The following is a 24,938-nucleotide window of genomic DNA, read 5'->3' as shown; positions in this document are numbered from 1 at the left end:
CGGAGACGCCCAGGCGTTCACGGCGCATTTGCTGGCAACTGATCGTCCGCTCCGAGAGGATCCCTCCATGACGCTCGAACTCCGGGGCATCACCAAGCGCTTCGGCCCCCTGGTCGCCAACGACCGGATCTCCCTCACCGTCAACGAGGGCGAGATCCTGGCCCTCCTCGGCGAGAACGGCGCTGGCAAGTCGACCCTGATGAACGTCCTCTACGGCCTCTACCAGGCCGACGAGGGCGAGATCTTCCTCGACGGCGCGCCCCTCAAGATGTCCGGGCCCGGTGACGCCATGGCCGCCGGCATCGGCATGGTCCACCAGCACTTCATGCTGGTCCCCGTCTTCACCGTCGCCGAGAACGTCATGCTCGGCAACGAGAGCACCGGCTTCGCCGGCACGCTCGACCTCGACGCCGCGCGTCAGCGGGTCCGGGAGATCTCCCAGCGGTTCGGGTTCGACGTCGACCCCGACGCCCTGGTCGAGACCCTGCCCGTCGGCGTCCAGCAGCGTGTCGAGATCATCAAGGCGCTCTCCCGTGACGCCCGCGTGCTCGTGTTCGACGAGCCGACCGCGGTGCTCACGCCCCAGGAGACCGACGAGCTGATGGAGATCATGCGCCAGCTGCGCGCGTCGGGCACCGCCATCGTCTTCATCAGCCACAAGCTGCGCGAGGTCCGGGCGATCGCCGACCGGATCACCGTGATCCGCCGCGGCGCGGTCGTCGGCGAGGCGAGCCCGACCGCCACCAACGCCGAGCTGGCCGCGCTGATGGTCGGTCGCCCGGTCGAGCTGACGGTCCACAAGGAGCCCGCGCAGCCCGGGCCCGACGCACTCGTCGTCCGCGACCTGCGGGTCACCGACGACGCCGGGCACAGCCACCTCGACGGGATCAGCTTCTCCATCGCGCGCGGCGAGGTGCTCGGCGTGGCCGGCGTCCAGGGCAACGGGCAGACCGAGCTCACCGAGGCGATCATGGGACTGCAGGCGCACGTCCACGGATCGATCCGCCTCGGCGAGCACGAGCTGGTCGGCAGGTCGGTGCGCAAGATCCTCGACGCGGGCGTCGGCTTCATCCCCGAGGACCGCCAGGTCGACGGCCTGGTCGGCGAGTTCACGATCGCCGAGAACCTCATGCTCAACCGCAGCCACGGCAAGCCGTTCGTGTCCGCCGGCACCGTCCGCACCGGCTTCCTCGAGGACTTCGCCCAGCAGAAGCTGACCGAGTACGACGTCCGCGCCTCCGGCATCCAGGCGAGGGCCAGCCAGCTCTCGGGCGGCAACCAGCAGAAGGTCGTGGTCGCCCGCGAGCTCTCGCGCGACCTCAACCTGCTCGTCGCCGCCCAGCCGACCCGCGGTGTCGACGTCGGCTCGATCGAGTTCATCCACAAGCAGGTGGTGGCGACCCGCGACGCCGGCGTACCAGTGCTGCTGGTCTCCACCGAGCTCGACGAGATCGTCGCCCTCTCGGACCGGATCATGGTCCTCTACCGCGGGCAGGTGGTCGGCATCGTCCCGGCCGACACACCCCGCGAGACCCTCGGCCTGATGATGGCCGGCGAGCGCCCGGAAGGTGGTGCCGCGTGAGCACCGACATGAAGACCGAGTTCGGCGAGGCGCCGAAGGGCACGCCGAGGCGCTTCGACGGCGTGCTGCGCGAGATCGTCGCGGGCAACGCGATGGTCGCGGTGCTGTCGGTCGTCCTCGCCATGGTCGTCGGGTCGCTGATGATCCTGCTGACCGACGAGAACGTCCGCACCACGGCGGGCTACATCGGCGCCCGGCCCGGTGACTTCTTCAGCGCGGTCTGGACCTCGATCTCGGACGCCTACACCGCCCTGTTCCGCGGCGCGGTCTACAACACCAACCTGCAGGGCTTCCAGGGCCGGATCCGCCCGCTGACCGAGACCCTCAAGTTCTCCGGCCCGCTGATCCTGGCCGGCCTGGGCGTGGGCCTGGCCTTCCGCGCCGGCATGTTCAACATCGGTGGCCGCGGCCAGATGCTGCTGGCCGGCGCCGCCGCCGGCTGGGTCGGGGTCAATGCGGACCTGCCGATCGTCCTGCACCTGCCGCTGGCCGTGCTCGCCGGCGCACTCGCCGGTGCGCTGTGGGCCGGCATCGCCGGCTTCCTCAAGGCCCAGAGCGGCGCGCACGAGGTGATCGTCACGATCATGCTCAACTACGTCGGCTACTACCTCGTCTTCTACGCCCTCTCCAAGCAGGGCCTGCTCCAGGCGCCGGGCTCGCTCAACCCCAAGTCCGAGGCGATGCCCGAGTCGGCGATCCTGCCCAAGCTGCTCGGCGACCGGTTCAACCTGCACGCCGGCTTCCTGCTCGCACTCGTCGCGGTCGCGGTCGTGTGGTGGCTGCTCAACAAGTCCGCGCTCGGCTTCCGCTTCCGCGCCGTCGGCGAGAACCCCGACGCCGCCCGGGCCGCCGGCATCGACGTCGGCCGCACCTACCTGGTCGTGATGCTGATCGCCGGCGCGCTGGTCGGCCTGGCGGGTGTCAACCAGATCCTCGGCACGACGACCAGCGGCGTCACCGTCGACATGGACGCCGGCATCGGCTTCGACGCGATCACGGTGGCACTGCTCGGCCGGTCCCGCCCGCTGGGCATCCTCGCGGCCGGGCTGCTGTTCGGCGGGCTCAAGGCCGGTGGCTTCTCGATGGCCGCCGCCGAGGGCATCCCGGTCGAGATCGTGCTGGTCATCCAGTCGCTGATCGTCTTGTTCATCGCCGCTCCCCCGTTGGTGCGAGCTATCTTCCGGCTGCCGAAGGAGGCGACGGCATGAGCGACACCAAGATCACCGTCCCGGTCCCCGCCGACGCGGCCGAGCCGGTCGCCGTACCGCTCCGCACGGCGCTCAAGGCCCCGATCATGCTGGGTGTCGTCACCCTCCTCGTCGCGCTGCTGGTCGCCCTCGGCGCCCGCTCGGGCGACACCACCTTCCAGCTGGCCGCGGAGACCGACTTCTTCGACCTGCCGGAGATCACCCTGCCGTCGACGGCGACGGTCGCGACGCTGGTCGTGCTGCTCGCCGTGTGCACCGCGGCGTCCGCGCTGCTGGTCAGCCGCGGGCGTCGTACGCCGTTGTGGCTGGTCGGCCTGTTCGCCTTCCTCGCGGTGACCGCGTTCCTCACCTGGGCCGCGGCCGGCGACAGCCTGACCGTGGTCGGCCTGCTGGGCGGCTCGATCACCCTGGCCGTGCCGCTGGTCTTCGGCGCCCTCGGCGGCGTCCTCGGCGAGCGCGCGGGCGTCGTCAACATCGCCATCGACGGCCAGCTGCTGTTCGGCGCGTTCGCCGCCGCCATGGTCGGCACCATCGTCGGCTCCCCGTGGGGCGGCCTGGTCGCCGCGATGGTCGCCGGCGGGCTCGTCGCGCTGGTGCTCGGCTTCTTCGCGATCACCTACTTCGTCGACCAGGTCATCGTCGGCGTCGTCCTCAACGTGCTCGTGATCGGCCTGACCAGCTTCCTCTACGGCCAGGTGCTCACCGAGAACCCCGACAAGCTCAACGCCCCCGAGCACTTCTCCCGGCTGCCGATCCCCGTCCTGGGCCAGATCCCGGTCATCGGCCCGGTGCTGTTCCGGCAGACGATCCTCGTCTACCTGATGTACGTCGCCGTCGCGGTCGTCGCCTGGGCGCTCTACCGCACCAAGTGGGGCCTGCGGGTCCGCGCGGTCGGCGAGCACCCGAAGGCCGCCGACACCGTCGGCATCAAGGTCAACCGGACCCGCTACACCACCCTGCTCATCGCCGGCCTGATCGCCGGTGCCGGCGGCGCGACGTACACCTTGGTGTCGGTGCCGCAGTTCGGCGAGGAGATGACCGACGGCGCGGGCTACATCGCCCTCGCCGCTGTCATCTTCGGTCGCTGGGACCCGGTCCGCGCGACCCTCGCGGCGCTGCTGTTCGGCTTCGCGTCCAACCTGCAGCTCGCGCTGTCGGTGATCGGCTCGCCGGTGCCCAGCCAGTTCATGCTGATGCTGCCGTACGTCGTCACGATCATCGCCGTCGCCGGCCTCGTCGGCGCCTCCCGGGCCCCCGCCGCCGACGGCGTGCCGTACCGGAAGGGTTAGCCCTCCGGGTGCGCCGCCGCGGGAATCACCTCCTCAGAGGCGATTCCTGCACCAGCCTCAGCCGCGGCGGTGCACCCGCACCACGTTGTTGGCGCCCCGGACGCTCACCTTCGTCCTGCCGGCGCGCACCTTGACGGTGTTGTTGGCGCCGCGGACGACGACCTTGGCGAGCTTGCGGTACTTCACGCGGTTGTTGGCGCCCTTGACCTTGACCGTCGCACCCTGGTCGGCGACGACCTTGTTGTTCGACCCGACGAGCACTGCACGGTCCAGCGCCGGGACGCGCAGGTCGACGTTGCTGGCGTCCACGCGGGCGGACGGTGCGGCGGGAGCGGTGAGCGAGCTGTTGGACCCGGTGACGACGACGGGGCCGATGGCGCCCGTGGCGGTCACGTCGACGTTGGCGCCGGTGACCATCACGGTCGTGGCGCTGGTCAGGGTGACGGTCAGGTTGCTGCCGTTGAGGATCACGGCCGAGCAGGCGCCGGTGAGCGTGTAGTCCTCGGTGCTGTCGTCGATCGTGACCGGACCACCGGTGCAGTCGAGGGTGACGGCCGCGTGTGCGGGGGCCGGGAGCGCGGCGACGGTGGCACCGATCAGGGCGGCGGTGGCGAGGGTGGTGGCGAGGCCGGAGGCAGGGGCAGACAGGGTCCGAGACATGCCTGCACCCTTGCCAGGGGCCGGCGGGCCGAAACCAGCTACGGCTGGGCGAGGGCCTTGACCGCGACGCCGGCGAGCATCCGGGCGCCGTACCCGATCGCCGCCTCGTCGACCTCGAAGTCTCCCTGGTGGAGGTCGAAGGTCGGGCCGCCGGGGCTGCGGGTGCCGAGGCGGAACATCGCGCCCGGGACCTGCTCGAGGTACCAGCCGAAGTCCTCTCCCCCGAGGCTCTGCTCGACCTCGGTGCGGTGGTGCAGTCCGAGCAGGTCGTCGGCGGCCGCCGCGATCATCGCGACGCTGGCACGGTCGTTGACGACGGGCGGCACGCCCTGGAGGTAGTCGACGTTGGCGGTGATGCCGTAGGGGCGCACGATGTCGAGCACCGCCTCGCGGACCACAGCCTCGCACGAGGCCCAGGCCTCGGCGTCGAGGATCCGGACAGTGCCGCTCGCGATGCCGTGGTCGGGGATGACGTTGGCGGCCGAACCGGCGCGGAGCATCCCCCAGACGACGCTGACGCCGGCACGCGGGTCCATCCGGCGGCTCAGCACGGCCGGCAGCTCGCTGGTGATCTTGGCGAGCGCGAAGGTGAGGTCGCCGGTGAGGTGGGGGCGCGAGGTGTGTCCGCCGTTGCCCTCGAGGCGTACGTCGATCCGGTCGGCCGCGCTCGTGATCGGGCCGGACCGCAGTCCGACCGCGCCCACGTCGACCGACGGGTCGCAGTGCAGCGCGAAGATCCGGTCGACGCCCTCGATCGCGCCGTGGTTGATCAGGTGGCGCGCACCGCCCGGCATGACCTCCTCGGCGGGCTGGAAGAGCAGCCGCACCCGCCGGTGCAGCAGGCCCTGGGCGTGCAGCTCGGCGAGCGCGTGGCCGGCGCCGACGAGGGCGCTGGTGTGGACGTCGTGGCCGCAGGCGTGGGCGACGCCGGGGACGCTGCTGGTCCACGGGTCGGTGGTCAGGTCGGCGACGGGCAGCGCGTCGAGGTCGGCCCGCAGGGCGACGGTCGGCCCGCTCTCCCCCAGGTCGGCGACGATGCCGCTGCGCGGCATCCGGGTGATCCGCCAGCTGTGCCGCTCGAGGTGCTCGACGACCCGGTCGGCCGTGCGCTGCTCCTGCCACGACACCTCGGGGTGCCGGTGCAGGTCACGGCGCAGCTCAACCAGCTCGTCGTCGTACTTCGCGACGACGGAGTCGACCAGGGCCAGCGCTGCATCCACCACCTTCCCACCCTATGCCGCTTCAGCGATCGCTGTCGTATGCCTCCAGCAGCCGGTCCGCGGCGAGGGGTGCGGTGAGCTCGCCGGCCAGCAGCGCCGCGCGCACGTCGCCCTGCACGGCCCGGACGCCGGCGCTGTGGCGCAGCCGCTGGTCGAGCTCGTCACGGACCAGCGCCCAGGTGAAGTCGAGCTGCTGCTCGGCGCGCTTGTGGGCGAGCCCGTCGGCGCCGAGGTGGGCACGGTGCATCAGCACCTGCTCCCAGACCTCGTCGACCCGGGCCCCGGTGAGGCCGGAGCAGGTGACGACCGGAGGTGCCCACTCGGCGTGGCCGCGGACCAGGCGCAACGCGCCGGCGAGGTCGCGGGCGGCGACGCGCGCCTCCTGCTCACGCGCCGGGTCGTCGGGGTCGGCCTTGTTGACCGCGATGACGTCGGCGATCTCCAAGATGCCCTTCTTGATGCCCTGCAGCTGGTCGCCGGTGCGGGCCAGGGTGAGGAACAAGAAGGTGTCGACCATCCCGGCCACGGTGACCTCGGACTGGCCGACGCCGACGGTCTCGACCAGCACGACGTCGTACCCGGCAGCCTCGAGGACCGCCATCGCCTGGGTGGTCGCGCGGGCGACGCCGCCGAGGGTGCCGGCTGACGGGGAGGGCCGGATGAACGCGTTCGGGTGGGCCGAGAGCGTCGCCATCCGGGTCTTGTCGCCGAGGACCGAGCCACCGGTGCGCACCGACGACGGGTCGACGGCGAGCACACCGACCTTGTGCCCGGCGGCCGTGAGCAGGCCGCCGAGCGCCTCGATGAAGGTCGACTTGCCGACGCCGGGCACCCCCGAGATGCCGACCCGGACGGCGGGCGTCCGGGTCGGGGCATCGGCGGCGAGCGCCAGCAGCAGGTCGCGGGCGGTCTGGCGGTGTCGGGGCGCGGTCGACTCGACCAGCGTGATGGCACGCGCCATGGTGGCGCGGTGACCGGCACGCAGGCCGGCGAGCAGGTCGTCGACCTGCATCAGTGACCGAGCGTGGCCCGCAGCCTCGCCAGCAGGTCGAGCGCGGACTCCGCGATCACCGTGCCGGGGAGGAACACCGCGGCGGCGCCCATCTCCTTGAGGGTCGGGACGTCGTCGGGCGGGATCACGCCTCCGATGACGACCATGATGTCGTCACGGCCCTGCTCGGCCAGCGCCTTCTTCAGCGCGGGCAGCAGGGTGAGGTGGCCGGCGGCGAGCGACGACACACCGACGATGTGCACGTCGGCGTCGATCGCCTGCTGCGCGACCTCCTCGGGCGTGGAGAACAGCGGGCCCACGTCGACGTCGAAGCCGAGGTCGGCGAAGGCGGACACGACCACCTTCTGGCCGCGGTCGTGGCCGTCCTGTCCCATCTTGGCCACCAGGATGCGCGGGCGGCGACCCTCCTCCTCGGCGAACTCGTCGGTCGCCTGGCGGGCCTGGGCGACGAGGGTGTCGCCCTCGCCGTCGTTGGCCAGGTTGGCCTCGTCGCGGTACACGCCGCTGATCGTACGGATGACCGCCTGGTGACGCCCGTAGACCTTCTCCATCGCGTCGGAGATCTCACCGACGGTCGCCTTGGCGCGGGCGGCGTTGACGGCGAGGTCCAGGAGGTTGCCGTCGCCGCTCTCGGCGCTGCGGGTCAGCGCGTGCAGGGCGGCCTCGACGTCGTCGCTGTTGCGCTCGGCGCGCAGCCGCTCGAGCTTGGCGACCTGCTGGCGGTAGACCTCGTCGTTGTCGACCTTGAGCACCTCGAGCGGGTCCTCGGCCGGCAGCCGGAAGGTGTTGACGCCGATGACCTTCTGCGAGCCCGAGTCGATCCGCGCCTGGGTGCGCGCCGCGGCCTCCTCGATGCGCATCTTCGGGATGCCCTGCTCGATCGCGGCGGCCATGCCACCGGCGGCCTCGGCCTCCTGGATGTGGGCCCACGCGCGCTCGGCGAGGTCGTGGGTGAGCTTCTCGACGTAGTAGGAGCCGGCCCACGGGTCGATGGAGTACGTCGTGCCGCTCTCCTGCTGCAGCAGCAGCTGGGTGTTGCGGGCGATGCGGGCCGAGAAGTCGGTCGGCAGCGCGATCGCCTCGTCGAGCGCGTTGGTGTGCAGCGACTGGGTGTGGCCCTGGGTCGCGGCCATCGCCTCGATCGCCGTACGCCCGACGTTGTTGAACACGTCCTGCGCGGTCAGCGACCAGCCGGAGGTCTGCGAGTGGGTCCGCAGCGACAGCGACTTCGGGTTCTGCGGGTCGAACTGGCGCACCAGCCGGCTCCACAGGGCCCGAGCCGCGCGCATCTTGGCGACCTCCATGTAGAAGTTCATGCCGATCGCCCAGAAGAAGGACAGGCGCGGTGCGAACTGGTCGATGGTCAGGCCCGACTCGAGGCCGGCGCGGATGTACTCGACGCCGTCGGCCAGCGTGTACGCCAGCTCGAGGTCGGCGGTCGCCCCGGCCTCCTGCATGTGGTAGCCGGAGATCGAGATCGAGTTGAACCGCGGCATCTTCTGGCTGGTGAAGGCGAAGATGTCGGAGATGATCCGCATCGACGGCGCCGGCGGGTAGATGTAGGTGTTGCGGACCATGAACTCCTTGAGGATGTCGTTCTGGATCGTCCCCGAGAGCTGCTCCGGCTTCACCCCCTGCTCCTCGGCCGCGGCGATGTAGAGCGCGAGCACCGGGAGCACCGCGCCGTTCATCGTCATCGAGACGGACATCTGGTCCAGCGGGATGCCGTCGAAGAGGGTGCGGGTGTCGTAGATCGAGTCGATCGCGACACCGGCCATGCCGACGTCGCCGCGCACGCGCGGGTGGTCGGAGTCGTAGCCGCGGTGGGTCGCGAGGTCGAAGGCGACCGACAGGCCCTTCTGGCCGGCCGCGAGGTTGCGGCGGTAGAAGGCGTTGGACTCCTCGGCGGTGGAGAACCCGGCGTACTGCCGGATGGTCCACGGCTGGGTGGTGTACATCGTCGGGTAGGGCCCGCGCAGGAACGGGCTCAGCCCCGGGTAGGTGTCGAGCGAGCCATCGGCGGCGAGGGCGGCGACGTCCGCGGGGCCGTACGACGGCGCGATCTCGATGCCCTCGGGGCTCTTCCAGCCCTCCCCGGTCGGCACGTGCGGCGCGGCGGCCGCGGCCTGGTCGGCAGCGAGCGAGAGGCCCGCGAAGCTCTTCGGAATGCTCATGCGAGGGCCTCCCGGGTCCGGTTGAGGAACGCCAGCGCGTCGACACCCATCGCCGCGCTGTCGTCGACGTAGTCGGTCGCCTTGCCGGCGATGATCACGTGGCGGGCGCCCGCCTCGCGCAGGGCGGCCGCCGCCGCGGCACCCCAGTCGTCGTAGGCCGCGTCGGTGCCGGCGAGGCAGACGACCGGCTGGCCGCCCGACGATCGGTAGGCAGCGACGAGCTCGTCGACGCCCGCGGTCGCACCGGCCACCTCGACGGCGATGCCGCCGGCGGCGAGCAGGTTGCTCACGAAGGTGGCCCGGGCGGTGTGCTGGGCGATGGTGCCGAGCGTGGCGAGGAAGACCGGCTGCGCGGCGGGCTCGTCGCGCAGCGCCTCGAACGAGGCGCCGTAGCGGCGGACCCGGTCGTTGAGCGGGTCCGCGTCGCGCTCGGGCAGGGTCTCGCCGAGGTTGGGGAACTCGCTGAGGCCCGTGAGCGGGCGCTTGCGGCGGGCGATGTCGGCCTCGCGCTTCTCGACGACCGCCGCGATCCGGGCGCGGAACGGGTCGAAGTCGTGGCCGTCCTCCCACTCGGACTCGAGCTGCTGGAACTCCGCCCAACCGGCAGCCGCCAGGTCGGCGGTGAGCTGCTCGACGGCGTACGCGCCACCGGCCGGGTCGGCGACCGCGGCGACGTGGGACTCGTCGATGAGCAGGTGGTTGACGTTGCGCGCGATCCGGCGCCCGAAGGCGTCGGGGCGGCCGTTGGCGCTGTCGAAGGGCAGCACCGTGACCGCGTCGGCGCCACCGACACCGGCGGCGAAGGCCGCGACGGTGCCGCGCAGCATGTTGACGTAGGGGTCGTACTTGCTGAGCATCGGCCGGCTGGTGACGGCGTGCTGGCGCTGGGCGAGCGGCGTGTCGACCCCGCTGAGCTCGAGCACGCGAGCCCAGAGCACGCGGGCGGCCCGCAGCTTGGCGATGGTCGGGAACTGCTCGTCGGTGGCGGCATAGCGGAACTCGACCTGGTCGGCCGCCTCGGCCACGGACAGGCCGTGGTCGGTCAGCCAGCGCAGGTAGGCGACGCCGACCGCGATCGACCAGCCGAGCTCCTGCGCGTCGCTGGCGCCGAGGTCGTGGGCCGCGGTGGCGTCGACGACGATGGCGCGCACGTCGTTCTGGTTCGCCTTGCGGGCCAGCGTCTGCAGCTCTGCGACGGCCTCGTCGACGGCCAGCGGGATCTCGCGCAGCATCACGCCGAGCGGGTCGATCCCGAGGTTGCTGTCGGGGTGCTTGGCGCCGGGGAGGGCCAGGTACGCCTCCGCGACCTTCGTCGTCGCCGAGGGCGCGTCGAGGACCACGGGGGCCAGGTCGAGCAGCACGTCCTTCAGCGTCGCGGCCACGTCGGTGTCGGCGTCGGCGGCCAGCCACAGGCTGGTCACACCTCCGTCGAGGTCGACCAGAGCCGCCTCGTTGGCCAGCTTGGCGTCGGGACCGGAGACCAGGCTGCGGATGTCCCAGGCGCCGTGGCGCGTCGGGCGCACGGCGGTCGCGGGACCGCCGGGCAGGCCGAGCGGCGTGATGCCGATGCCGTCGAGGGTGGTGCGGGTCAGCTTCTCCCACACGGCGCTGTCGGGGTCGCTGTCGCCGAGCTTGCGCGTCTTGCGCAGCACGGCGGCCGTGGCGGCTTCCCACTCGGCGCGCGTGTGCGCGTCCTCGGGCTGCGCCAGCGTCAGGGGCGAGTCAGTCACAAGCGGCAAGCCTATCCGTGCCAGCGCCCGTGTCACCGAGGTGTGAGATATCTCCGGCTACCGGAACGTAGCGGGAGACTCACCAAGCACTCGTTAGGTTCTGGCCACGCTCGCCCGGATCCGAGGAGACACCCGACCTGCGACCGGCCACGCCCTACGATCCACCGCGTGAAGGTGCGTGATCCCGAGGGCCAGACCTGGCGAGTGACCCGACGCTGGGTGCCGTGGCGACGACGCCTGAAGGCGCCGGGCTCCGGTCCGCTCGACGGCCTCAACGGTCTCGGCGACGACCCGGTCAGCGCGATCATCGCGATCGTCCTGCTGATCCTCGCCCTTCCCTTCATCATCCTGGCGCTGTTCGTGGCGTTCGAGTTCCTGCTGCTCCTGCTGCTCATCCCGTTCGCCGCGCTGGCCCGGGTCGCGTTCGGTGCGCACTGGACGATCGAGGCCCGCCGGGGCTTCACGATCTGGTGGGACGCCCCGGCTGGGGGCTGGCGCGAGAGCGGCGAGCAGATCGGCTCGGTCGCGCGGGCCATCCAGGAGGGCCAGCTGCCGCCGCGGACCGTGGGCGCCGGGGACGAGCCCGCCGCGGACCGGGCTGCCGAGTAGCGCCGAGGTCACTCGCCAGCGGCCTGTCCCGACCAGTCGGGCAGCTGCTGGAGGGACCACCGGTTGCCGTCGGGGTCGGAGAAGTACACGAACCTGCCCCACGGCTGGTCGTCCACCGGCGTCACGTCGATGCCGCGGGCGACCAGGTCGGCGCGGATCGCGTCGGCGTCGGCGACCACCGCCTGCAGGTTGTCGAGCGTCCCGGGCGTCATGGTGGTGAGGCCCTTGCCGATCGCGATCGAGCAGGCCGACCCGGGTGGCGTGAGCTGCACGAACCGGACCTCCTCGCTGACCGTGTGGTCGTGGTCGGCGTGGAAGCCGGCCCGCACGTAGAACTCCTTGGCCCGGTCGACGTCGGTCACGGGCACGGCCACCAGCTCGAGCTTCATGTCCATGCGACCCACGCTAGGTGCGAGCACCGACAACCGTTCACCCCGACGCCACCCGGCCGGTGGCGTCCCGCCATGTCGGCCACTCACCGTTGGGGCCATGAGGATCGTCCTGGCCACCGAGTCGTTCTACCCGGCGCTCGACTGCACGACCACGACCCTGAAGGCGACCGTCGACCGGCTGGTCGACCGTGGCCACGACGTGCAGATCCTCGCGCCCGGCCCCGGCCTGGCGAGCTACCGGGGCTGCGACGTCGTCCGGGTCCGCCCGCTCGAGCCCACCGGCGCGCAGGTGCGCGACGCGATCGACCGGTTCGCACCCGACCTCGTGCAGGTCCACTCCCCCCGCGCCGTGGGCCGCAAGGCGCTCAAGCACGCCGCGCGGGCCGGCGTACCGACCCTGGCGGTCGAGCAGTCTCCCGTCCTCGACCTGGCCGCCGACTACTGGCGGGCCAAGGTGGCCGAGCGCGCCGACCGGGTCATGGTGACCTCGCCGTGGATGGTCGGCCGGGCCGCGGAGCTGGGCGTCGAGGCCACCTCGTGGGAGCCCGGCGTCGACCCGCTCGCGTTCACCCCCACGCTGCGCGACCCGTGGCTGCACCAGTCCTGGTCGCGCGCGAGGTCCGGAAGCGCCAAGGTCGTCGTCGGGTACGTCGGCGGCCTGCACAAGGCGGCTGGCGTACGCCGCCTGGCGGCACTGGCCGACGTGCCCGGTGTCCGGCTCGTCGTGATCGGCAGCGGACCCGACCGCGAGTGGCTGGCCCGACGCCTCCCCAACGCACGGTTCACCGGTCCCCTGTCCGGGGGCGACCTGACCGTGGCGCTGCCGACCCTCGACGTCCTGGTCCACCCCGGCGAGCACGAGACCGACTGCCACGCGCTGCGCGAGGCCGGGGGCTCGGGCGTGCCCGTCGTCGCGCCCCGGGCCGGAGGCGCACGCCACGTGGTCGAGCACCTCCACACCGGGGTCCTGTACGACGCCACCGACCCCCGCGACCTGGTCCGCGCCGTCACCGCGGTCGCCGCCGACCCGCACCGGCACCTGCTCGGCGCGGCGGGCCGGGAGCGGGCGCTGCGCCGGACCTGGGCCGACGCCGTCGACGAGCTGGTGGCGTCGTCGTACCCGCTGCCGGCGCCGGTCGTCGCCTGACCCCTCGCCCGCCCGGGTCAGGAGACGATCCCCACCACCAGGTTGATGGTGGTGGCGAGGATGGCCGCGCCGAAGACGTAGGACAGCAGGCAGTGGCGCAGCACGACTGCCCGGATCGCACTGCTCTGCACGGCGGTGTCGGAGACCTGGTAGGTCATGCCGAGGTTGTAGCTGAAGTAGAGGAAGTCCCGGAAGGCCGGCGGTTCCGGGCCGTTGAAGTCGATCCCGCCCGGGGTGTCCGAGTAGTAGAGGTGGGCGTAGCGGGTCGCGTACATCAGGTGCAGCGACGCCCAGGCCGCGAACACCCCACCCAGCGCGACGGCTGCGTCCGTCTGCCCGGACACCGAGCTGCCGACGAGGAGCAGCACGATCACGCCGCAGAGCCCGCCCAGCGCGGCCGCGCCGACGACCACCTCGTCGAGCCCGGGGCTGAGGTCCTCGTGGGTCGCGTTGACCCGGGTCGCGTCGGCGTCCATGGGCCACAGCACGACCCAGCCGAACACGATGTAGACCGCCCCGGCGAGGGCGATCGCCAGCAGCACGGCGAGCTGGAGGTCGACGAGCGAGCCGAGGAGTGCGGCCACGGCCCCCGCACCGACCGCGGAGAGCAGCCGCGGCCACGCGGTGGCGATCAGGGGTGGGCGCTTCACCCGGCACAGCCTAGGTGCGCTCCCCACCACGCTGCTCAGGCTCCGGTCCTCCCGTCGACCCCCTCACGAAGCAGGTCGGCGTGTCCGCAGTGCTGGGCGTACTCGGTGATCATCCGGAGCACCAGCCAGCGGAGGTCGACGTCCTCGTACCAGTCCAGCGGTCGCGCGGTGTCGTCGAGGTCGTGAGCGGCGACGATCTCGCGCGAGACGGCACACTCCTCGCGCCAGGTCTCCAGGTCGGCGTCGAAGTCCGCGTCGGCGGACAGGTCGAAGTCGAGGTCGGGGTTGTCGTCGGTGAAGAACAGGAACGGCACGTCGCGCCGCTCGAAGTTCTGCTGGAACCACCAGCGCTCACACCCGGCGAGGTGGCGGACCAGGCCGTGGAGCGACATCGTCGACGGCGGCATGGACCGGGCCCGCGCCTGCTCCGGGCTCAGGCCGCGACACTTCATCTCGACCGTCGCCCGGTAGTGGTCCAGGTACGCCGCGAGCGCCTCACGCTCGCCGGCCACCCGCGGGATGCGTGGGCGGTCGTCCTCGGCCCACCTGGGGGCGAACGCGTCCTGTGCCAGGCCGGACTCCGACCCGACGCCGTCGTTGGCGGACCTGTCGCTCATGCGTCGCACTCTGCCATCCGGGACCGCAGGTCCGGGGAACCCTAGGGTGTCCCCATGCTGCTGCGCCGGTTGGAGTACCTCGCCGCGCTGTCGCGCGAGGGCCACTTCGGCCGGGCGGCCGAGGCGTGCCACGTGACGCAGCCCGCGCTGTCGGCGGGGATCCGCAAGCTCGAGCAGGAGCTCGGCGTGCAGATCGTCAAGCGCGCACAGCGGTTCGAGGGGTTCACCCCCGAGGGCGTGCAGGTGCTGCACTGGGCGCAGCGGATGCTGGCCGAGCGCGACTCGCTGGACCAGACCATCGCCGCGATGCACGGCGGCCTGACCGGCACCCTGCGGATGGGTGCGATCCCGACGGCGCTGAGCGTGGCCTCGCTGCTGACCACGCCGATGCGCGAGCAGCACCCGCTGACGAGATTCCGGCTGCTGTCGATGTCGTCGCGCGACATCGTGCGTCGCCTCAACGACTTCGACATCGACGTGGGGATGACCTACGTCGACGGCGAGCCCCTCGGCAAGGTGCGCGTGGTTCCCCTCTACCGGGAGCGGTACCTGTTCCTGACCCCGATCGACGGTGAGCACGGTGCCGCCGACACCGTGACCTGGGCCGACGCAGCCCACGCGCCGCTGTGCCTGCTGACCGGCGACATGCAGAACCGGCGGATCATCGACGGCCACCTCGCCGACACCGGGATCGACACGCACGTGGTGGTCGAGACCGACACGGTGTCCGCGGTCTATGCCCACGTCGCGTCCATGGGCCTGTGCAGCGTGGTGCCGCACGCCTGGCTGCCGACCTTCGGTGTGCCCGAGGGGCTGCGCGCGATCCCGCTGCCCAAGCCCCGTCGTACCTACCAGGTGGGTCTCGTCCTGGCCGGGCACGGGCCCGAGTCGCTGCTGACCCGCGCCTTCGTCGAGGCCGCGCGCGGCGTCAGCCTCAGCGGCTGAGCGCCGGCACTCCTGCGCGTCCGCGCACCAGCGCCGCGGCCGCGACGCCGGCCGCCACGCCGATCAGGGTGTCGACCCCGCGCGCCAGCAGCAGGTCGACGGGATCCGACGGGGCCGCGAGCTCGGTCATGATCATGATCAGCGGCGTGAAGAATCCCAGCGCCAGCCCGTAGTGGCGGGCCATGAACAGCTCGGTCGGGAAGACCAGCACCATCACCACGACGGCCAGCAGCGCCGGCCGCGGCTCGGGCAGCAGCACCGCCGCCGTGACGACGAGCCCGACGAAGGTGCCCGCGATCCGGTGCGCCGCCCGGTCCAGGACGGCGGCGAGGTCCGGCGGCTCCCCCGCCGTCACGATCGCCAGCGGTACGGCGGCCGCGGTCATCGCCCAGTTCGCGTGGTCGATCCCCAGCCCGATGCCCACGACCCCGGCCACCGAGGTCGCCAGCAGGTAGCGGCCGGCCTGCCGGAGTGCGCCGACGGGCAGGCCGTCCGGCCGGGCCGCGGGGATCGGCCGCTCCGCGCGGTCCGCGACGCCGAGCGCCAGGCACCAGGCCGCCGTACCTGCGCAGATCAGGACCGCCCCGGCCGGGCTGACCAGGTCGGCGCTGACCGAGGCCGTCGCGCCGAGCGCGAAGATGCCGAAGAAGGGACCGCCCGGGCGCAGGCCGAGGCCGTCGGTGGCCAGCGAGCCCAGGGTCGCGAACGCCGTGACCGCGAGGACCAGGGCACCCGGTCCGGCGCCGCCGGCCGAGAGCAGCGCGCCCAAGCCGACGCCGGTCACCAGCATCCCGGCACCGTGGAACTGGTGGCGCAGCCGCTCCGCGCGGCCCTCGAGCCGGCCGTACATGCCGGCGAAGGAGCCGAAGGCGGCGTACATCACCAGCTCGGGTCGTCCGAGCGCCAGCAGGACCAGGCCCGGGACGAGCAGGCCGAGCGCGACCCGCGCCGCGTGGCGCCGGTCAGCCGGCTGCGGCAACGCGCTCCAGCCGCACGATCACGCCCTTCGACGTGGGCGTGTTGCTGACCTCCGCCACGCTGTCCAGCGGGACCAGCACGTTGGTCTCCGGGTAGTACGACGCCGCCGACCCGCGCGCCGCCGGGTAGGCGACGACCCGGAAGCCCTCGGCACGGCGCTCGCTGCCGTCGGTCCAGATGCTCACGATGTCGACCAGGTCACGGTCCGCGAGGCCGAGCTCGGCGAGGTCGTCGGGGTTGACCATCACGATCCGCCGGGCGTCGTGGATGCCGCGGTAGCGGTCGTTCATGGCGTACGGGATGGTGTTCCACTGGTCGTGCGAGCGCAGGCTCTGCAGCACCAGGTGGCCCGGCGGGGTGTCGAGGTGGTCGAGCGCGTTGCAGGTGAAGACGGCCTTGCCGCTGGGCGTCGGGAAGCGGCCCTCGTTGACCGGGTTGGGCAGCCGGAAGCCGCCCGGTACGGCGACCCGCGCGTTGAAGTCGTCGAAGCCGGGCACCACGCGGGCGATCCGGTCGCGGACCAGCGCGTAGTCGGCCTCGAAGTCCTCCCACGGGATCGTCCCGCCCTCACCGAGGGTGCGGCGGGCCAGCCGCCCGATGATCGCGACCTCGCTCAGCAGGTCGGGCGAGGCGGGGTCGAGCCGGCCGCGGGACTGGTGCACCTCGCTCATCGAGTCCTCGACGGTCACGAACTGCTCGCCGGTGGCCTGCACGTCGCGGTCACTGCGGCCCAGCGTCGGCAGGATCAGCGCGGTCTCTCCACACACGGTGTGGGAGCGGTTGAGCTTGGTGGAGATCTGCACGGTCAGCGAGCACGACCGCAGGGCGGCCTCGGTGACGTCGCTGTCGGACATGGCGCGCACGAAGTTGCCGGCCACGCCGACGAAGACGCGGGCCCTGCCGTCGCGCATCGCCCGCACGCCGGCCACCGAGTCGAAGCCGTGACGGCGCGGCGGCTCGAAGGAGAACTCACGCCCGAGCGCGTCGAGGAAGCTGTCGGGAACCCGCTCCCAGATGCCCATGGTCCGGTCACCCTGTACGTTGCTGTGCCCGCGGACCGGGCAGACACCGGCACCGCGTCGGCCCAGGTTGCCGCGCAGCAGCAGGAAGCTGACCAGCTCACGGATGGTGGGGACGCCGTGCCTGTGCTGGGTCAGGCCCATCGCCCAGCACACGATGACACTCCTGGCGGCGAGCACCTCCTGCAGCACGCCCTCGATCTCCTCCCGCGTGAGACCGGTGGCCTCGAGCACGTGCTCCCAGGTGACGGTGCGCGTGTGGGCCGCGAACTCCTCGAAGCCGATGGTGTTGGCCGCGATGTAGTCGTGGTCGAGCACGGTGCCGGGAGCGGCGTCCTCGGCCTCCAGGAGCAGCCGGTTGAGCATCTGGAAGAACGCCAGGTCACCGCCGGGGCGGATCTTGAGGAAGACGTCGGCGATCGGCGTGCCCCTGCCGACCACCCCGCTGGGCTTCTGCGGGTTCTTGAACCGGATCAGGCCGGCCTCGGGCAGCGGGTTGACCGCGATCACGCGGCCGCCGTTGCGCTTGGTCTGCTCGAGCGCCGAGAGCATCCGCGGGTGGTTCGTGCCGGGGTTCTGGCCGACGACGAAGACCAGGTCGGACTCGTGGATGTCGTCGAGCGACACGCTGCCCTTGCCGATGCCCAGGGTCTCCCCCAGCCCGGAGCCACTCGACTCGTGGCACATGTTCGAGCAGTCGGGCAGGTTGTTGGTGCCGTAGGAGCGGGCGAAGAGCTGGAGCAGGAAGGCGGCCTCGTTGTTGAGGCGGCCCGAGGTGTAGAACATCGCCTCGTCCGGCGAGGCCAGGCCGTTGAGCTCGTCGGCGATGATGCCGAACGCGTCGTCCCAGCCGATCGGCTCGTAGTGGGTGGCGCCGGGGCGCTTCACCATCGGCTCGGTCAGCCGGCCCTGGTGGTTGAGCCACATGTCGGACTTCGTGTCGAGCTCGGCCACGGAGTGCTCGGCGAAGAACTCCCGGGTGACCCGGCGCGTGGTCGCCTCGTCGTTGACGTGCTTGGCGCCGTTCTCGCAGTACTCGTTCTTGTGCCGGTGCTTCGGGTCCGGCCACGCACAGCCCGGGCAGTCGATGCCCTCGGCCTGGTTGAGGCTGAGCAGGGTGAGCAGGGTGCGCTTCGGGCCGGCCTGGGCCAGGGAGTACTCCATCGCGTGCGCGACGGCGGGCACGCCGGCGGCGTACGTCTTCGGCGGCGTGACCTTGAGGTCGTCCTGGGGGTCAACGTCCGGCCGCGTCTTGCTCACCTCTGCAGGGTCCCTCGGTCCGTCCGCGTCGTCAAACATCATTCGGCCATCAGTTGATAAACAACGGTGATCACTCGCGCGGCGACGCCGCCCGGCGCCCGCGGGCCGGTTCCGCCGAGACGTGTCGCGAGTTAGGCTTGCCTTACGTGCATATCTCACATGATCCCGGTCACCTACTGGTCGGTAGCGGGAGTAGCGTGGCCCCCCGTGGCATCGACGACGCGTCCTCAACTGGTGAAGGGCAGCCGTGCAGCACGCACGACCATCGCCCTGAAATTGCTCATGGCCGTGAGTGGCCTGCTGTTCATCGGCTTCGTGCTGGGGCACATGTACGGCAACCTCAAGGCCTTCGCAGGTGAGGACTCGTTCAACGAGTACGCCCACCACCTGCGCGAGCTCGGAGAGCCGATGCTCCCCCACGAGGGCTTCCTGTGGATCATGCGCGTCGGCCTGCTCGTCGCCGTCATCGTCCACATCGCGTGCGCGGCGATCCTCGCCAGCCGCGCGGCCAAGGCCCGCCCGGTGAAGTACGTCGTCAAGAAGAACGCCGGCTCGTCGATCTCCTCGCGCACCATGCGCTGGGGCGGCGTCACGATCCTGATCTTCCTGGTGTGGCACCTGCTCAACTTCACGATCGTCAAGATCAACCCCAGCAACGGCGACACCGGCGGCAACAACCCGTACGCCCTGGTCGTCGACACCTTCGACACCTGGTGGATGACGATCATCTACCTGCTGGCGATGCTCGCCCTCGGCCTCCACCTGCACCACGGCACCTTCAGCTCGCTGCAGACGCTCGGCTTCACCAACTCGGCCACGTCGCGGGCCCGTGCCCGCGCGGCCGGCTGGGTCGTCGCCATCGTGGTCGCCGGCGGCTTCTCGCTGGTCCCGCTGTCCGTGCTCGTCGGCATCATCGAGAAGTAAGGGGCCAACGAACATGGCTGCAGGAACTCACTACCTCCCCGGTCTCACCGCGACCAACCAGCCGTCGGTCCAGACCTCCGACGACGCCGCGGGCTACTACGAGCTCGGCGAGAAGCTCGTCGACCCCCACGCCCCCACCGGCCCGATCGCCGAGCGCTGGACGACCCGCAAGTTCGAGAACCGCCTGGTCAACCCGGCCAACCGCCGCAAGCTCGACATCATCATCGTCGGCACCGGCCTGGCCGGTGGCGCCGCCGCCGCCACGCTCGGCGAGGCCGGCTACAACGTGAAGTCGTTCTGCTACCAGGACTCCCCGCGCCGGGCCCACTCGATCGCCGCCCAGGGCGGCATCAACGCAGCCAAGAACTACCGCGAGGACGGCGACTCGACGTACCGCCTCTTCTACGACACCGTGAAGGGCGGCGACTACCGCTCGCGCGAGTCGAACGTCTACCGCCTCGCCGAGGTCTCGGCCAACATCATCGACCAGTGCGTCGCGCAGGGCGTCCCCTTCGCCCGCGAGTACGGCGGCCTCCTCGACAACCGCTCCTTCGGTGGCGTCCAGGTGTCCCGGACGTTCTACGCGCGTGGCCAGACGGGCCAGCAGCTGCTCATCGGCGCCTACCAGGCCATGGAGCGCCAGGTCGCCGCGGGCACCGTGCAGCAGTTCACGCGCCACGAGATGCTCGATCTGATCGTCATCGACGGCAAGGCGCGCGGCATCGTCGCCCGTGACATGGTCACCGGCGACATCGAGACCCACCTCGCCGACGTCGTCGTGCTCGCCTCGGGCGGCTACGGCAACGTCTTCTACCTGTCGACCAACGCGATGGGCTCCAACGTGATGGCGGCCTGGCGTGCGCACCGCAAGGGCGCCTACATGGCCAACCCCTGCTACACGCAGATCCACCCGACCTGCATCCCGATCTCGGGCGCGCACCAGTCGAAGCTGACCCTGATGTCGGAGTCGCTGCGCAACGACGGCCGGATCTGGGTGCCCAAGAAGGCCGAGGACTGCGACAAGGACCCGCGGGACATCCCCGAGGAGGACCGCGACTACTACCTCGAGCGCATCTACCCGTCCTTCGGCAACCTGGTCCCCCGCGACATCGCGTCGCGTGCGGCCAAGTACATGTGCGACGAGGGCCGCGGTGTCGGTCCCGCGATCGAGGAGCAGCAGCCCGACGGCACCACGAAGATGGTCCGTCGCGGCGTCTACCTCGACTTCGCCGACGCGATCAAGCGTCTCGGCAAGGACGGCGTCGAGGAGAAGTACGACAACCTCCTCGACATGTACGAGCGGATCACGGGCGAGAACCCGTACGAGGTGCCGATGCGCATCTACCCCGCCGTGCACTACGTCATGGGTGGCCTGTGGGTCGACTACGAGCTCCGCTCCAACATCGACGGCCTGTTCGTGACCGGTGAGGCCAACTTCTCCGACCACGGCGCCAACCGCCTCGGTGCGTCCGCCCTGATGCAGGGTCTCGCCGACGGGTACTTCGTGCTCCCGAACACCATCCGCGAGTACCTCGCCGACGGCCCGTTCGAGAAGATCGACGACAGCCACCCCGAGGTCAAGGCCGCGCTGGACGCCGTCAACGAGCGCGTCGCCAAGCTGATGTCGATCAACGGCACCCGCTCGGTCGAGTCCATCCACAAGGAGCTCGGCTCCATCATGTGGGAGTACTGCGGCATGGAGCGCACCGAGGAGGGCCTCAAGCTCGCGATCGAGAAGATCAAGGCGCTCCGCAAGGAGTTCTGGTCCAACGTGCGCGTGCTCGGCTCCCCGGACTCGCTCAACCAGGACCTCGAGAAGGCCAACCGCGTCGCCGACTTCATCGAGCTCGGCGAGCTCATGTGCATCGACGCGCTCAACCGCCGCGAGTCCTGCGGCGGCCACTTCCGTGCCGAGTCGCAGACCGAGGACGGCGAGGCGCTGCGCCACGACGACGAGTTCGCCTACGTCGCGGCCTGGGAGTGGGGCGGCGACTCCAACGAGGGCGGCAAGCCGGTCCTGCACAAGGAAGACCTCATCTACACCGCTATCGAGCTCAAGCAGAGGAGCTACAAGTGAAGGTCACTCTCAAGGTGTGGCGTCAGGAGAACGCCGCCGCCAAGGGTGCGATGCACACCTACGAGCTCGACGGCGTCTCCTCCGACATGTCCTTCCTGGAGATGCTCGACCTGCTCAACGAGCAGCTGGTCACCAGCGGCGAGGAGCCGGTCGCGTTCGACAGCGACTGTCGTGAGGGCATCTGCGGCATGTGCTCGCTGATGATCAACGGCCAGGCGCACGGCCCGGAGGTCACCACGACCTGCCAGCTGCACATGCGCTCGTTCAACGACGGCGACACCATCACCATCGAGCCGTGGCGCGCCGAGCCGTTCCCGGTGCTCAAGGACCTGGTCGTCGACCGCTCGGCGTTCGACCGGATCATCCAGGCCGGCGGCTACATCTCGGCCAACACCGGCTCGGCGCCCGAGGCCAACTCGGTGCCGGCGCCGCGCGACAAGGCGATGCGGGCGTTCAACGTCGCGACCTGCATCGGCTGCGGTGGCTGCGTCGCCGCGTGCCCCAACGGCTCCGCCTCGCTGTTCCTGGGTGCCAAGATCACCCACCTCGGCGAGCTGCCGCAGGGTCAGCCGGAGCGCTGGTCGCGCGTCGTCGACATGGTCGGCCAGCACGACCACGAGGGCTTCGGTGGCTGCACCAACATCGGTGAGTGCGCCGCGGCGTGCCCGAAGGAGATCCCGCTCGACGTGATCTCCCAGCTCAACAAGGACCTGCGCACCGCGCTGAAGAACGGTCACTGACCCGGCAGGAACTGGCGTCAGATTCGCGCCGACCCGGCAGAAAATAGCCTCGCACGAGCCACTTTCCGCCGGGTCGGCGTGTTTTTCGGGTCCCTAGGCGCCGGGTCGGCGGGGCTGGCACGATTCCGCTGTGGGGGTCAAGGTGCTCAGCGGGTGGCTGCAGGAGCGGCACGCGCTGCACATGGGGCGCTGGATGCTGGAGTTCGACCAGCCCGACGCAGAGCGTGAGTTCCGGGCGTACGACGACGCGGCCGGCCTGCGCCAGGCCCGGATCGCCGTGTGGGTGGCCGTGTTCTTCGTGGTCGTCTACGGCGGCGTCGACTTCCTGGTCGTCGGGTCCGGCGACGCGGAGGCCGCCGCGGTGATCCGGTTCGCCATCGCCACGCCGGCGCTACTGGTCGCCGCCGTCCTGGTGCGGCGGGCCGCCTTCGTGGCCCGCCACCTCCAGCTGTGCGCGGTGGTCCTGGTCGGCTTCATCATGGTGCTGCTGGGGACCGTGCTCGCCCGTACGGCGGACCTGCCCGCGACGTACGTCCACACGTCCGGGACGGTCACGCTGATCGGCGCGATCGGGCTGCTCCGGATGCGGATGCACGCGACCGGTGCGGCCGTCGCGATCTACGCCGCCGTCAGCCTCACCCTCCCCCGCGGGACCGACCAGCTGGAGACGATCGTCGCGCCGACGATCGGACTGAGCACGATCGCGGTCATCGTCGGCTACGCGCTCGAGCGGTTGCGGCGCACCGCCTTCGAGCGGCAGCGCGCGGTCGAGCTCGAGCGGGCCCGCTCGGAGGAGCTGCTGTTCAACGTGCTGCCGGTGCCGATCGCCCAGCGGCTGCGCACCGAGCCCGGCGCGATCGCCGACTCGGCGCCGAGCGTGAGCGTGCTCTTCTCCGACATCGTCGGCTTCACGCCGGTCTCGGAGGCGCTGCCCGCCGAGGAGCTGGTCGGCCTCCTGGACACGATGTTCCGCGAGTTCGACGCGCTGTGCGACCTGCGTGGCATCGAGAAGATCAAGACGGTCGGGGACGCCTACATGGCCGTCGCGGGCCTGCCGGTCCCCGACGAGAACCACGCCGCCTCGCTCGCCGAGCTGGCGCTCGACATGCAACGCACGCTCACCCGCCTCTCACCGTCGTGGCCGAGCCCGATCGCGATGCGGATCGGGATCGCCTCCGGCCCGGTGGTCGCGGGCGTGATCGGGCAGCGGAAGTTCACCTACGACCTGTGGGGCGACACGGTCAACACCGCCAGCCGGATGGAGTCCCACGGCCGGGCGCACCGGATCCAGGTCTCCGAGGCGACCCACGCGCTGCTCGAGGACCGCTACATGTTCAGCGACCCGCAGGTGGTCGATGTGAAGGGCAAGGGTCTGATGACGACGTACTTCCTGCTGGGGGCGCCTGCGTAGGGATCACCTCAGGCGTCCTTCGAGGCCCGCAGCGCCTTCCAGCCCAGCGAGCCGAGCAGGCCGGCGATCACGAAGTTCACGACGATCAGCACGGTGTGGGCGACCCAGTAGCCCGTCGCACGGTCCTCCCCCGCGTCGTACGCCTGGTAGAGGTTCTTGGCGAAGTTGCCGAAGGAGAAGACGTTCCAGGCCGCGACGGCGAGGAGCAGGATGGCGTGCTTGCGCTCGAACTTCACCTGCCCAGTCTCCCAGACCGTGGGGTACGACGACCGACCCGGGCGACCAGCGCCCCCGCGACGCTGCCGGCGGCGAACGCGAGCAGGCCCGGCGCCCGCGAGCCCGTGGCGCCCTCGTCCGCGTCGGGGCGGGACGTCGCGGCCGCCGCGATCGCGGTGGCGGCGGGGACCGGCACCGGCGGGCGGTCCGCCAGCGGGCTGGTCTGGGCCCACGCGGCGGCGTACAGGATCACCCGGGAGAAGTAGTTGATCCAGACCAGCAGGATCAGCGCGATCCCGAAGGCCTGGAAGGCCGGCTGTCCGCGGGTGCTGGTGAGCAGCAGCCCCGAGAGCTGCTTGAGCACCTCGAAGCCGAGCGCACCGAGCACCGCCCCCGACCACAGCGCCCGGTCCGGCAGCGAGGGCGCCACGAGGATGCGGAACATCAAGAAGAACAGCAGCGCCGAGGCGGCGAGGCCGAGCAGCACCGCGAGGACGGCCACCAGCCAGCCCAGCTGGGCGCCGATCCCGACCAGGTCGAGCAGGCCGCGGGAGAACCGGGTGAGCACCGCCGAGGCGATCACGCTGGAGAACAGCACGACGCCGAGGACCGCGAGGGTGGCCAGGTCGCGCACCTTGCCCATGACGAAGCTCGGGCGCAGTCGGGTGGGCATCTCGAAGAGCACGGTCAGGGCCGACTGGACCGAGGACAGCCAGCCCAGCCCGGCGTACGGCACACCGACGAGGCCGATGATGCCCACCGTCCCGGCGGCGTCCTGGATGTCGGTGAGGTCGACCTGGCCGTCGCCGCTGCCGACCAGCCCGGGCAGCACCTCGTCGATCGCCTTGACGAGGGTGTCCTGGGCGTCGGGGTAGACGTGGGCGACCCAGCCGACCACGAAGAACGCGAGGGCCAGGATCGGGAAGACGGACAGGAAGCCGAAGTACGTCACCCCGCCGGCCTGCTGGCTGCCCTGCACGGCGCTGTAGTGCTCCTGCGTGCGCACCGCGTGGTCGACCAGCGGCCACCGCTCACGGAGCTCGGCGACCTTCGCCTTCGCGCGTTCGACGAGCTTCAT

Annotated in this window: 22 protein-coding genes; 10 read left to right on the top strand and 12 right to left on the bottom strand. The window is 71.3% G+C overall.

The annotated features are described in order from the left end of the window. The first annotated feature begins 67 nt into the window (after positions 1 to 67). Genes BJ958_RS26065 through BJ958_RS26055 form a run of 3 tightly spaced genes read left to right on the top strand, consistent with a single transcriptional unit; the run spans position 68 to position 4,079 of the window. A complete protein-coding gene (locus BJ958_RS26065; RefSeq protein WP_179729666.1) occupies positions 68 to 1,582 on the top strand; it encodes an ABC transporter ATP-binding protein in 1,515 nt (504 codons plus the stop codon). Then, complete coding sequence (locus BJ958_RS26060) at positions 1,579 to 2,790, top strand: ABC transporter permease subunit (protein WP_273520241.1); 1,212 nt, start codon at positions 1,579 to 1,581, stop codon at positions 2,788 to 2,790. The genes BJ958_RS26065 and BJ958_RS26060 overlap by 4 nt, the downstream gene beginning before the upstream one ends. Continuing rightward, positions 2,787 to 4,079, top strand: coding sequence for an ABC transporter permease (locus BJ958_RS26055; protein WP_179729665.1), 1,293 nt, complete (start codon positions 2,787 to 2,789; stop codon positions 4,077 to 4,079). The genes BJ958_RS26060 and BJ958_RS26055 overlap by 4 nt, the downstream gene beginning before the upstream one ends. A gap of 57 nt (positions 4,080 to 4,136) precedes the next feature. Here the strand turns inward: BJ958_RS26055 and BJ958_RS26050 are convergent, their stop codons facing one another. From BJ958_RS26050 to BJ958_RS26030, 5 genes are read right to left on the bottom strand one after another with little or no spacing between them, the layout of a single operon-like run. Next, positions 4,137 to 4,739, bottom strand: a complete 603-nt coding sequence (locus BJ958_RS26050; protein ID WP_179729664.1) for a DUF3060 domain-containing protein — start codon at positions 4,737 to 4,739, stop codon at positions 4,137 to 4,139. A 38-nt stretch (positions 4,740 to 4,777) separates the two neighbouring features. Beyond that, positions 4,778 to 5,962, bottom strand: a complete 1,185-nt coding sequence (locus BJ958_RS26045) for an amidohydrolase (protein WP_179729663.1) — start codon at positions 5,960 to 5,962, stop codon at positions 4,778 to 4,780. A gap of 19 nt (positions 5,963 to 5,981) precedes the next feature. Continuing rightward, positions 5,982 to 6,971 (bottom strand): methylmalonyl Co-A mutase-associated GTPase MeaB, encoded by a 990-nt coding sequence (gene meaB, locus BJ958_RS26040; RefSeq protein ID WP_179729662.1) that lies wholly within the window; start codon positions 6,969 to 6,971, stop codon positions 5,982 to 5,984. Beyond that, positions 6,971 to 9,145, bottom strand: a complete 2,175-nt coding sequence (gene scpA, locus BJ958_RS26035; protein WP_179729661.1) for a methylmalonyl-CoA mutase — start codon at positions 9,143 to 9,145, stop codon at positions 6,971 to 6,973. The genes meaB and scpA overlap by 1 nt, the downstream gene beginning before the upstream one ends. Continuing rightward, complete coding sequence (locus tag BJ958_RS26030) at positions 9,142 to 10,875, bottom strand: methylmalonyl-CoA mutase family protein (RefSeq protein WP_343052812.1); 1,734 nt, start codon at positions 10,873 to 10,875, stop codon at positions 9,142 to 9,144. The genes scpA and BJ958_RS26030 overlap by 4 nt, the downstream gene beginning before the upstream one ends. Positions 10,876 to 11,043: 168 nt before the next feature. On the opposite strand from BJ958_RS26030, the gene BJ958_RS26025 reads away from it, so the two are divergent. After that, the gene (locus BJ958_RS26025) at positions 11,044 to 11,484 is read left to right on the top strand and encodes a hypothetical protein (protein ID WP_179729659.1); all 441 of its coding nucleotides are present in this window, start codon (positions 11,044 to 11,046) and stop codon (positions 11,482 to 11,484) included. Between the two features lie 8 nt (positions 11,485 to 11,492). On the opposite strand, the gene BJ958_RS26020 is transcribed toward BJ958_RS26025, so the two are convergent. Beyond that, on the bottom strand, positions 11,493 to 11,879 hold the full coding sequence (locus BJ958_RS26020) for a VOC family protein (RefSeq protein ID WP_179729658.1): 387 nt from the start codon (positions 11,877 to 11,879) through the stop codon (positions 11,493 to 11,495). A gap of 94 nt (positions 11,880 to 11,973) precedes the next feature. Here BJ958_RS26020 and BJ958_RS26015 point away from each other — a divergent pair, with 94 nt between their 5' ends. Next, the gene (locus tag BJ958_RS26015; RefSeq protein WP_179729657.1) at positions 11,974 to 13,023 is read left to right on the top strand and encodes a glycosyltransferase; all 1,050 of its coding nucleotides are present in this window, start codon (positions 11,974 to 11,976) and stop codon (positions 13,021 to 13,023) included. A gap of 17 nt (positions 13,024 to 13,040) precedes the next feature. Here the strand turns inward: BJ958_RS26015 and BJ958_RS26010 are convergent, their stop codons facing one another. Then, positions 13,041 to 13,673: a DUF1345 domain-containing protein gene (locus BJ958_RS26010; RefSeq protein WP_343052811.1), complete on the bottom strand. Its 633-nt coding sequence runs from the start codon at positions 13,671 to 13,673 to the stop codon at positions 13,041 to 13,043. 35 nt (positions 13,674 to 13,708) lie between these two features. After that, positions 13,709 to 14,290, bottom strand: coding sequence for a DinB family protein (locus BJ958_RS26005; protein WP_179729656.1), 582 nt, complete (start codon positions 14,288 to 14,290; stop codon positions 13,709 to 13,711). Positions 14,291 to 14,344: 54 nt separating this feature from the next. Between BJ958_RS26005 and BJ958_RS26000 the strand changes: the two genes are divergently transcribed. Further along, positions 14,345 to 15,235, top strand: a complete 891-nt coding sequence (locus BJ958_RS26000; RefSeq protein ID WP_179729655.1) for a LysR family transcriptional regulator — start codon at positions 14,345 to 14,347, stop codon at positions 15,233 to 15,235. Here the strand turns inward: BJ958_RS26000 and BJ958_RS25995 are convergent. Next, on the bottom strand, positions 15,225 to 16,214 hold the full coding sequence (locus BJ958_RS25995) for an FUSC family protein (protein ID WP_218865976.1): 990 nt from the start codon (positions 16,212 to 16,214) through the stop codon (positions 15,225 to 15,227). The two genes, BJ958_RS26000 and BJ958_RS25995, sit on opposite strands and share 11 nt — an antisense overlap. Then, the gene (locus tag BJ958_RS25990) at positions 16,198 to 18,492 is read right to left on the bottom strand and encodes an FdhF/YdeP family oxidoreductase (RefSeq protein ID WP_343052810.1); all 2,295 of its coding nucleotides are present in this window, start codon (positions 18,490 to 18,492) and stop codon (positions 16,198 to 16,200) included. Before BJ958_RS25990 ends, BJ958_RS25995 begins: the two co-directional genes overlap by 17 nt. A gap of 282 nt (positions 18,493 to 18,774) precedes the next feature. On the opposite strand from BJ958_RS25990, the gene BJ958_RS25985 reads away from it, so the two are divergent. From BJ958_RS25985 to BJ958_RS29260, 4 genes are all read left to right on the top strand, one after another. Beyond that, complete coding sequence (locus BJ958_RS25985; RefSeq protein ID WP_246319103.1) at positions 18,775 to 19,416, top strand: succinate dehydrogenase cytochrome b subunit; 642 nt, start codon at positions 18,775 to 18,777, stop codon at positions 19,414 to 19,416. Positions 19,417 to 19,429: 13 nt separating this feature from the next. Then, positions 19,430 to 21,493: a fumarate reductase/succinate dehydrogenase flavoprotein subunit gene (locus BJ958_RS25980; protein ID WP_179729653.1), complete on the top strand. Its 2,064-nt coding sequence runs from the start codon at positions 19,430 to 19,432 to the stop codon at positions 21,491 to 21,493. After that, complete coding sequence (locus BJ958_RS25975; RefSeq protein WP_141800047.1) at positions 21,490 to 22,233, top strand: succinate dehydrogenase/fumarate reductase iron-sulfur subunit; 744 nt, start codon at positions 21,490 to 21,492, stop codon at positions 22,231 to 22,233. Before BJ958_RS25980 ends, BJ958_RS25975 begins: the two co-directional genes overlap by 4 nt. Positions 22,234 to 22,363: 130 nt before the next feature. Continuing rightward, complete coding sequence (locus tag BJ958_RS29260) at positions 22,364 to 23,644, top strand: adenylate/guanylate cyclase domain-containing protein (RefSeq protein ID WP_179729652.1); 1,281 nt, start codon at positions 22,364 to 22,366, stop codon at positions 23,642 to 23,644. Between the two features lie 8 nt (positions 23,645 to 23,652). Here BJ958_RS29260 and BJ958_RS25965 read toward each other — a convergent pair whose 3' ends face one another. After that, the gene (locus BJ958_RS25965) at positions 23,653 to 23,880 is read right to left on the bottom strand and encodes an SCO4848 family membrane protein (protein ID WP_179729651.1); all 228 of its coding nucleotides are present in this window, start codon (positions 23,878 to 23,880) and stop codon (positions 23,653 to 23,655) included. Beyond that, on the bottom strand, positions 23,877 to 24,938 hold the full coding sequence (locus BJ958_RS25960; RefSeq protein WP_179729650.1) for a YihY/virulence factor BrkB family protein: 1,062 nt from the start codon (positions 24,936 to 24,938) through the stop codon (positions 23,877 to 23,879). The genes BJ958_RS25965 and BJ958_RS25960 overlap by 4 nt, the downstream gene beginning before the upstream one ends.

Source organism: Nocardioides kongjuensis (assembly GCF_013409625.1).
GTDB lineage: Bacteria > Actinomycetota > Actinomycetes > Propionibacteriales > Nocardioidaceae > Nocardioides > Nocardioides kongjuensis.
Note: the sequence above shows the minus strand (reverse complement) of the source record. Positions and strands in the feature narration are given on the sequence as shown.

Coding starts and splice junctions, on each gene's coding strand:
- BJ958_RS26015 (WP_179729657.1), top strand. CDS start 11,974: ATGAGGATCGTCCTGGCCACCGAGTCGTTCTACCCGGCGCTCGACTGC.
- BJ958_RS26055 (WP_179729665.1), top strand. CDS start 2,787: ATGAGCGACACCAAGATCACCGTCCCGGTCCCCGCCGACGCGGCCGAG.
- BJ958_RS26020 (WP_179729658.1), bottom strand. CDS start 11,879: ATGGACATGAAGCTCGAGCTGGTGGCCGTGCCCGTGACCGACGTCGAC.
- BJ958_RS25985 (WP_246319103.1), top strand. CDS start 18,775: ATGGCCGTGAGTGGCCTGCTGTTCATCGGCTTCGTGCTGGGGCACATG.
- BJ958_RS25960 (WP_179729650.1), bottom strand. CDS start 24,938: ATGAAGCTCGTCGAACGCGCGAAGGCGAAGGTCGCCGAGCTCCGTGAG.
- scpA (WP_179729661.1), bottom strand. CDS start 9,145: ATGAGCATTCCGAAGAGCTTCGCGGGCCTCTCGCTCGCTGCCGACCAG.
- BJ958_RS25980 (WP_179729653.1), top strand. CDS start 19,430: ATGGCTGCAGGAACTCACTACCTCCCCGGTCTCACCGCGACCAACCAG.
- BJ958_RS26050 (WP_179729664.1), bottom strand. CDS start 4,739: ATGTCTCGGACCCTGTCTGCCCCTGCCTCCGGCCTCGCCACCACCCTC.
- BJ958_RS26005 (WP_179729656.1), bottom strand. CDS start 14,290: ATGAGCGACAGGTCCGCCAACGACGGCGTCGGGTCGGAGTCCGGCCTG.
- meaB (WP_179729662.1), bottom strand. CDS start 6,971: ATGCAGGTCGACGACCTGCTCGCCGGCCTGCGTGCCGGTCACCGCGCC.
- BJ958_RS26000 (WP_179729655.1), top strand. CDS start 14,345: ATGCTGCTGCGCCGGTTGGAGTACCTCGCCGCGCTGTCGCGCGAGGGC.
- BJ958_RS26065 (WP_179729666.1), top strand. CDS start 68: ATGACGCTCGAACTCCGGGGCATCACCAAGCGCTTCGGCCCCCTGGTC.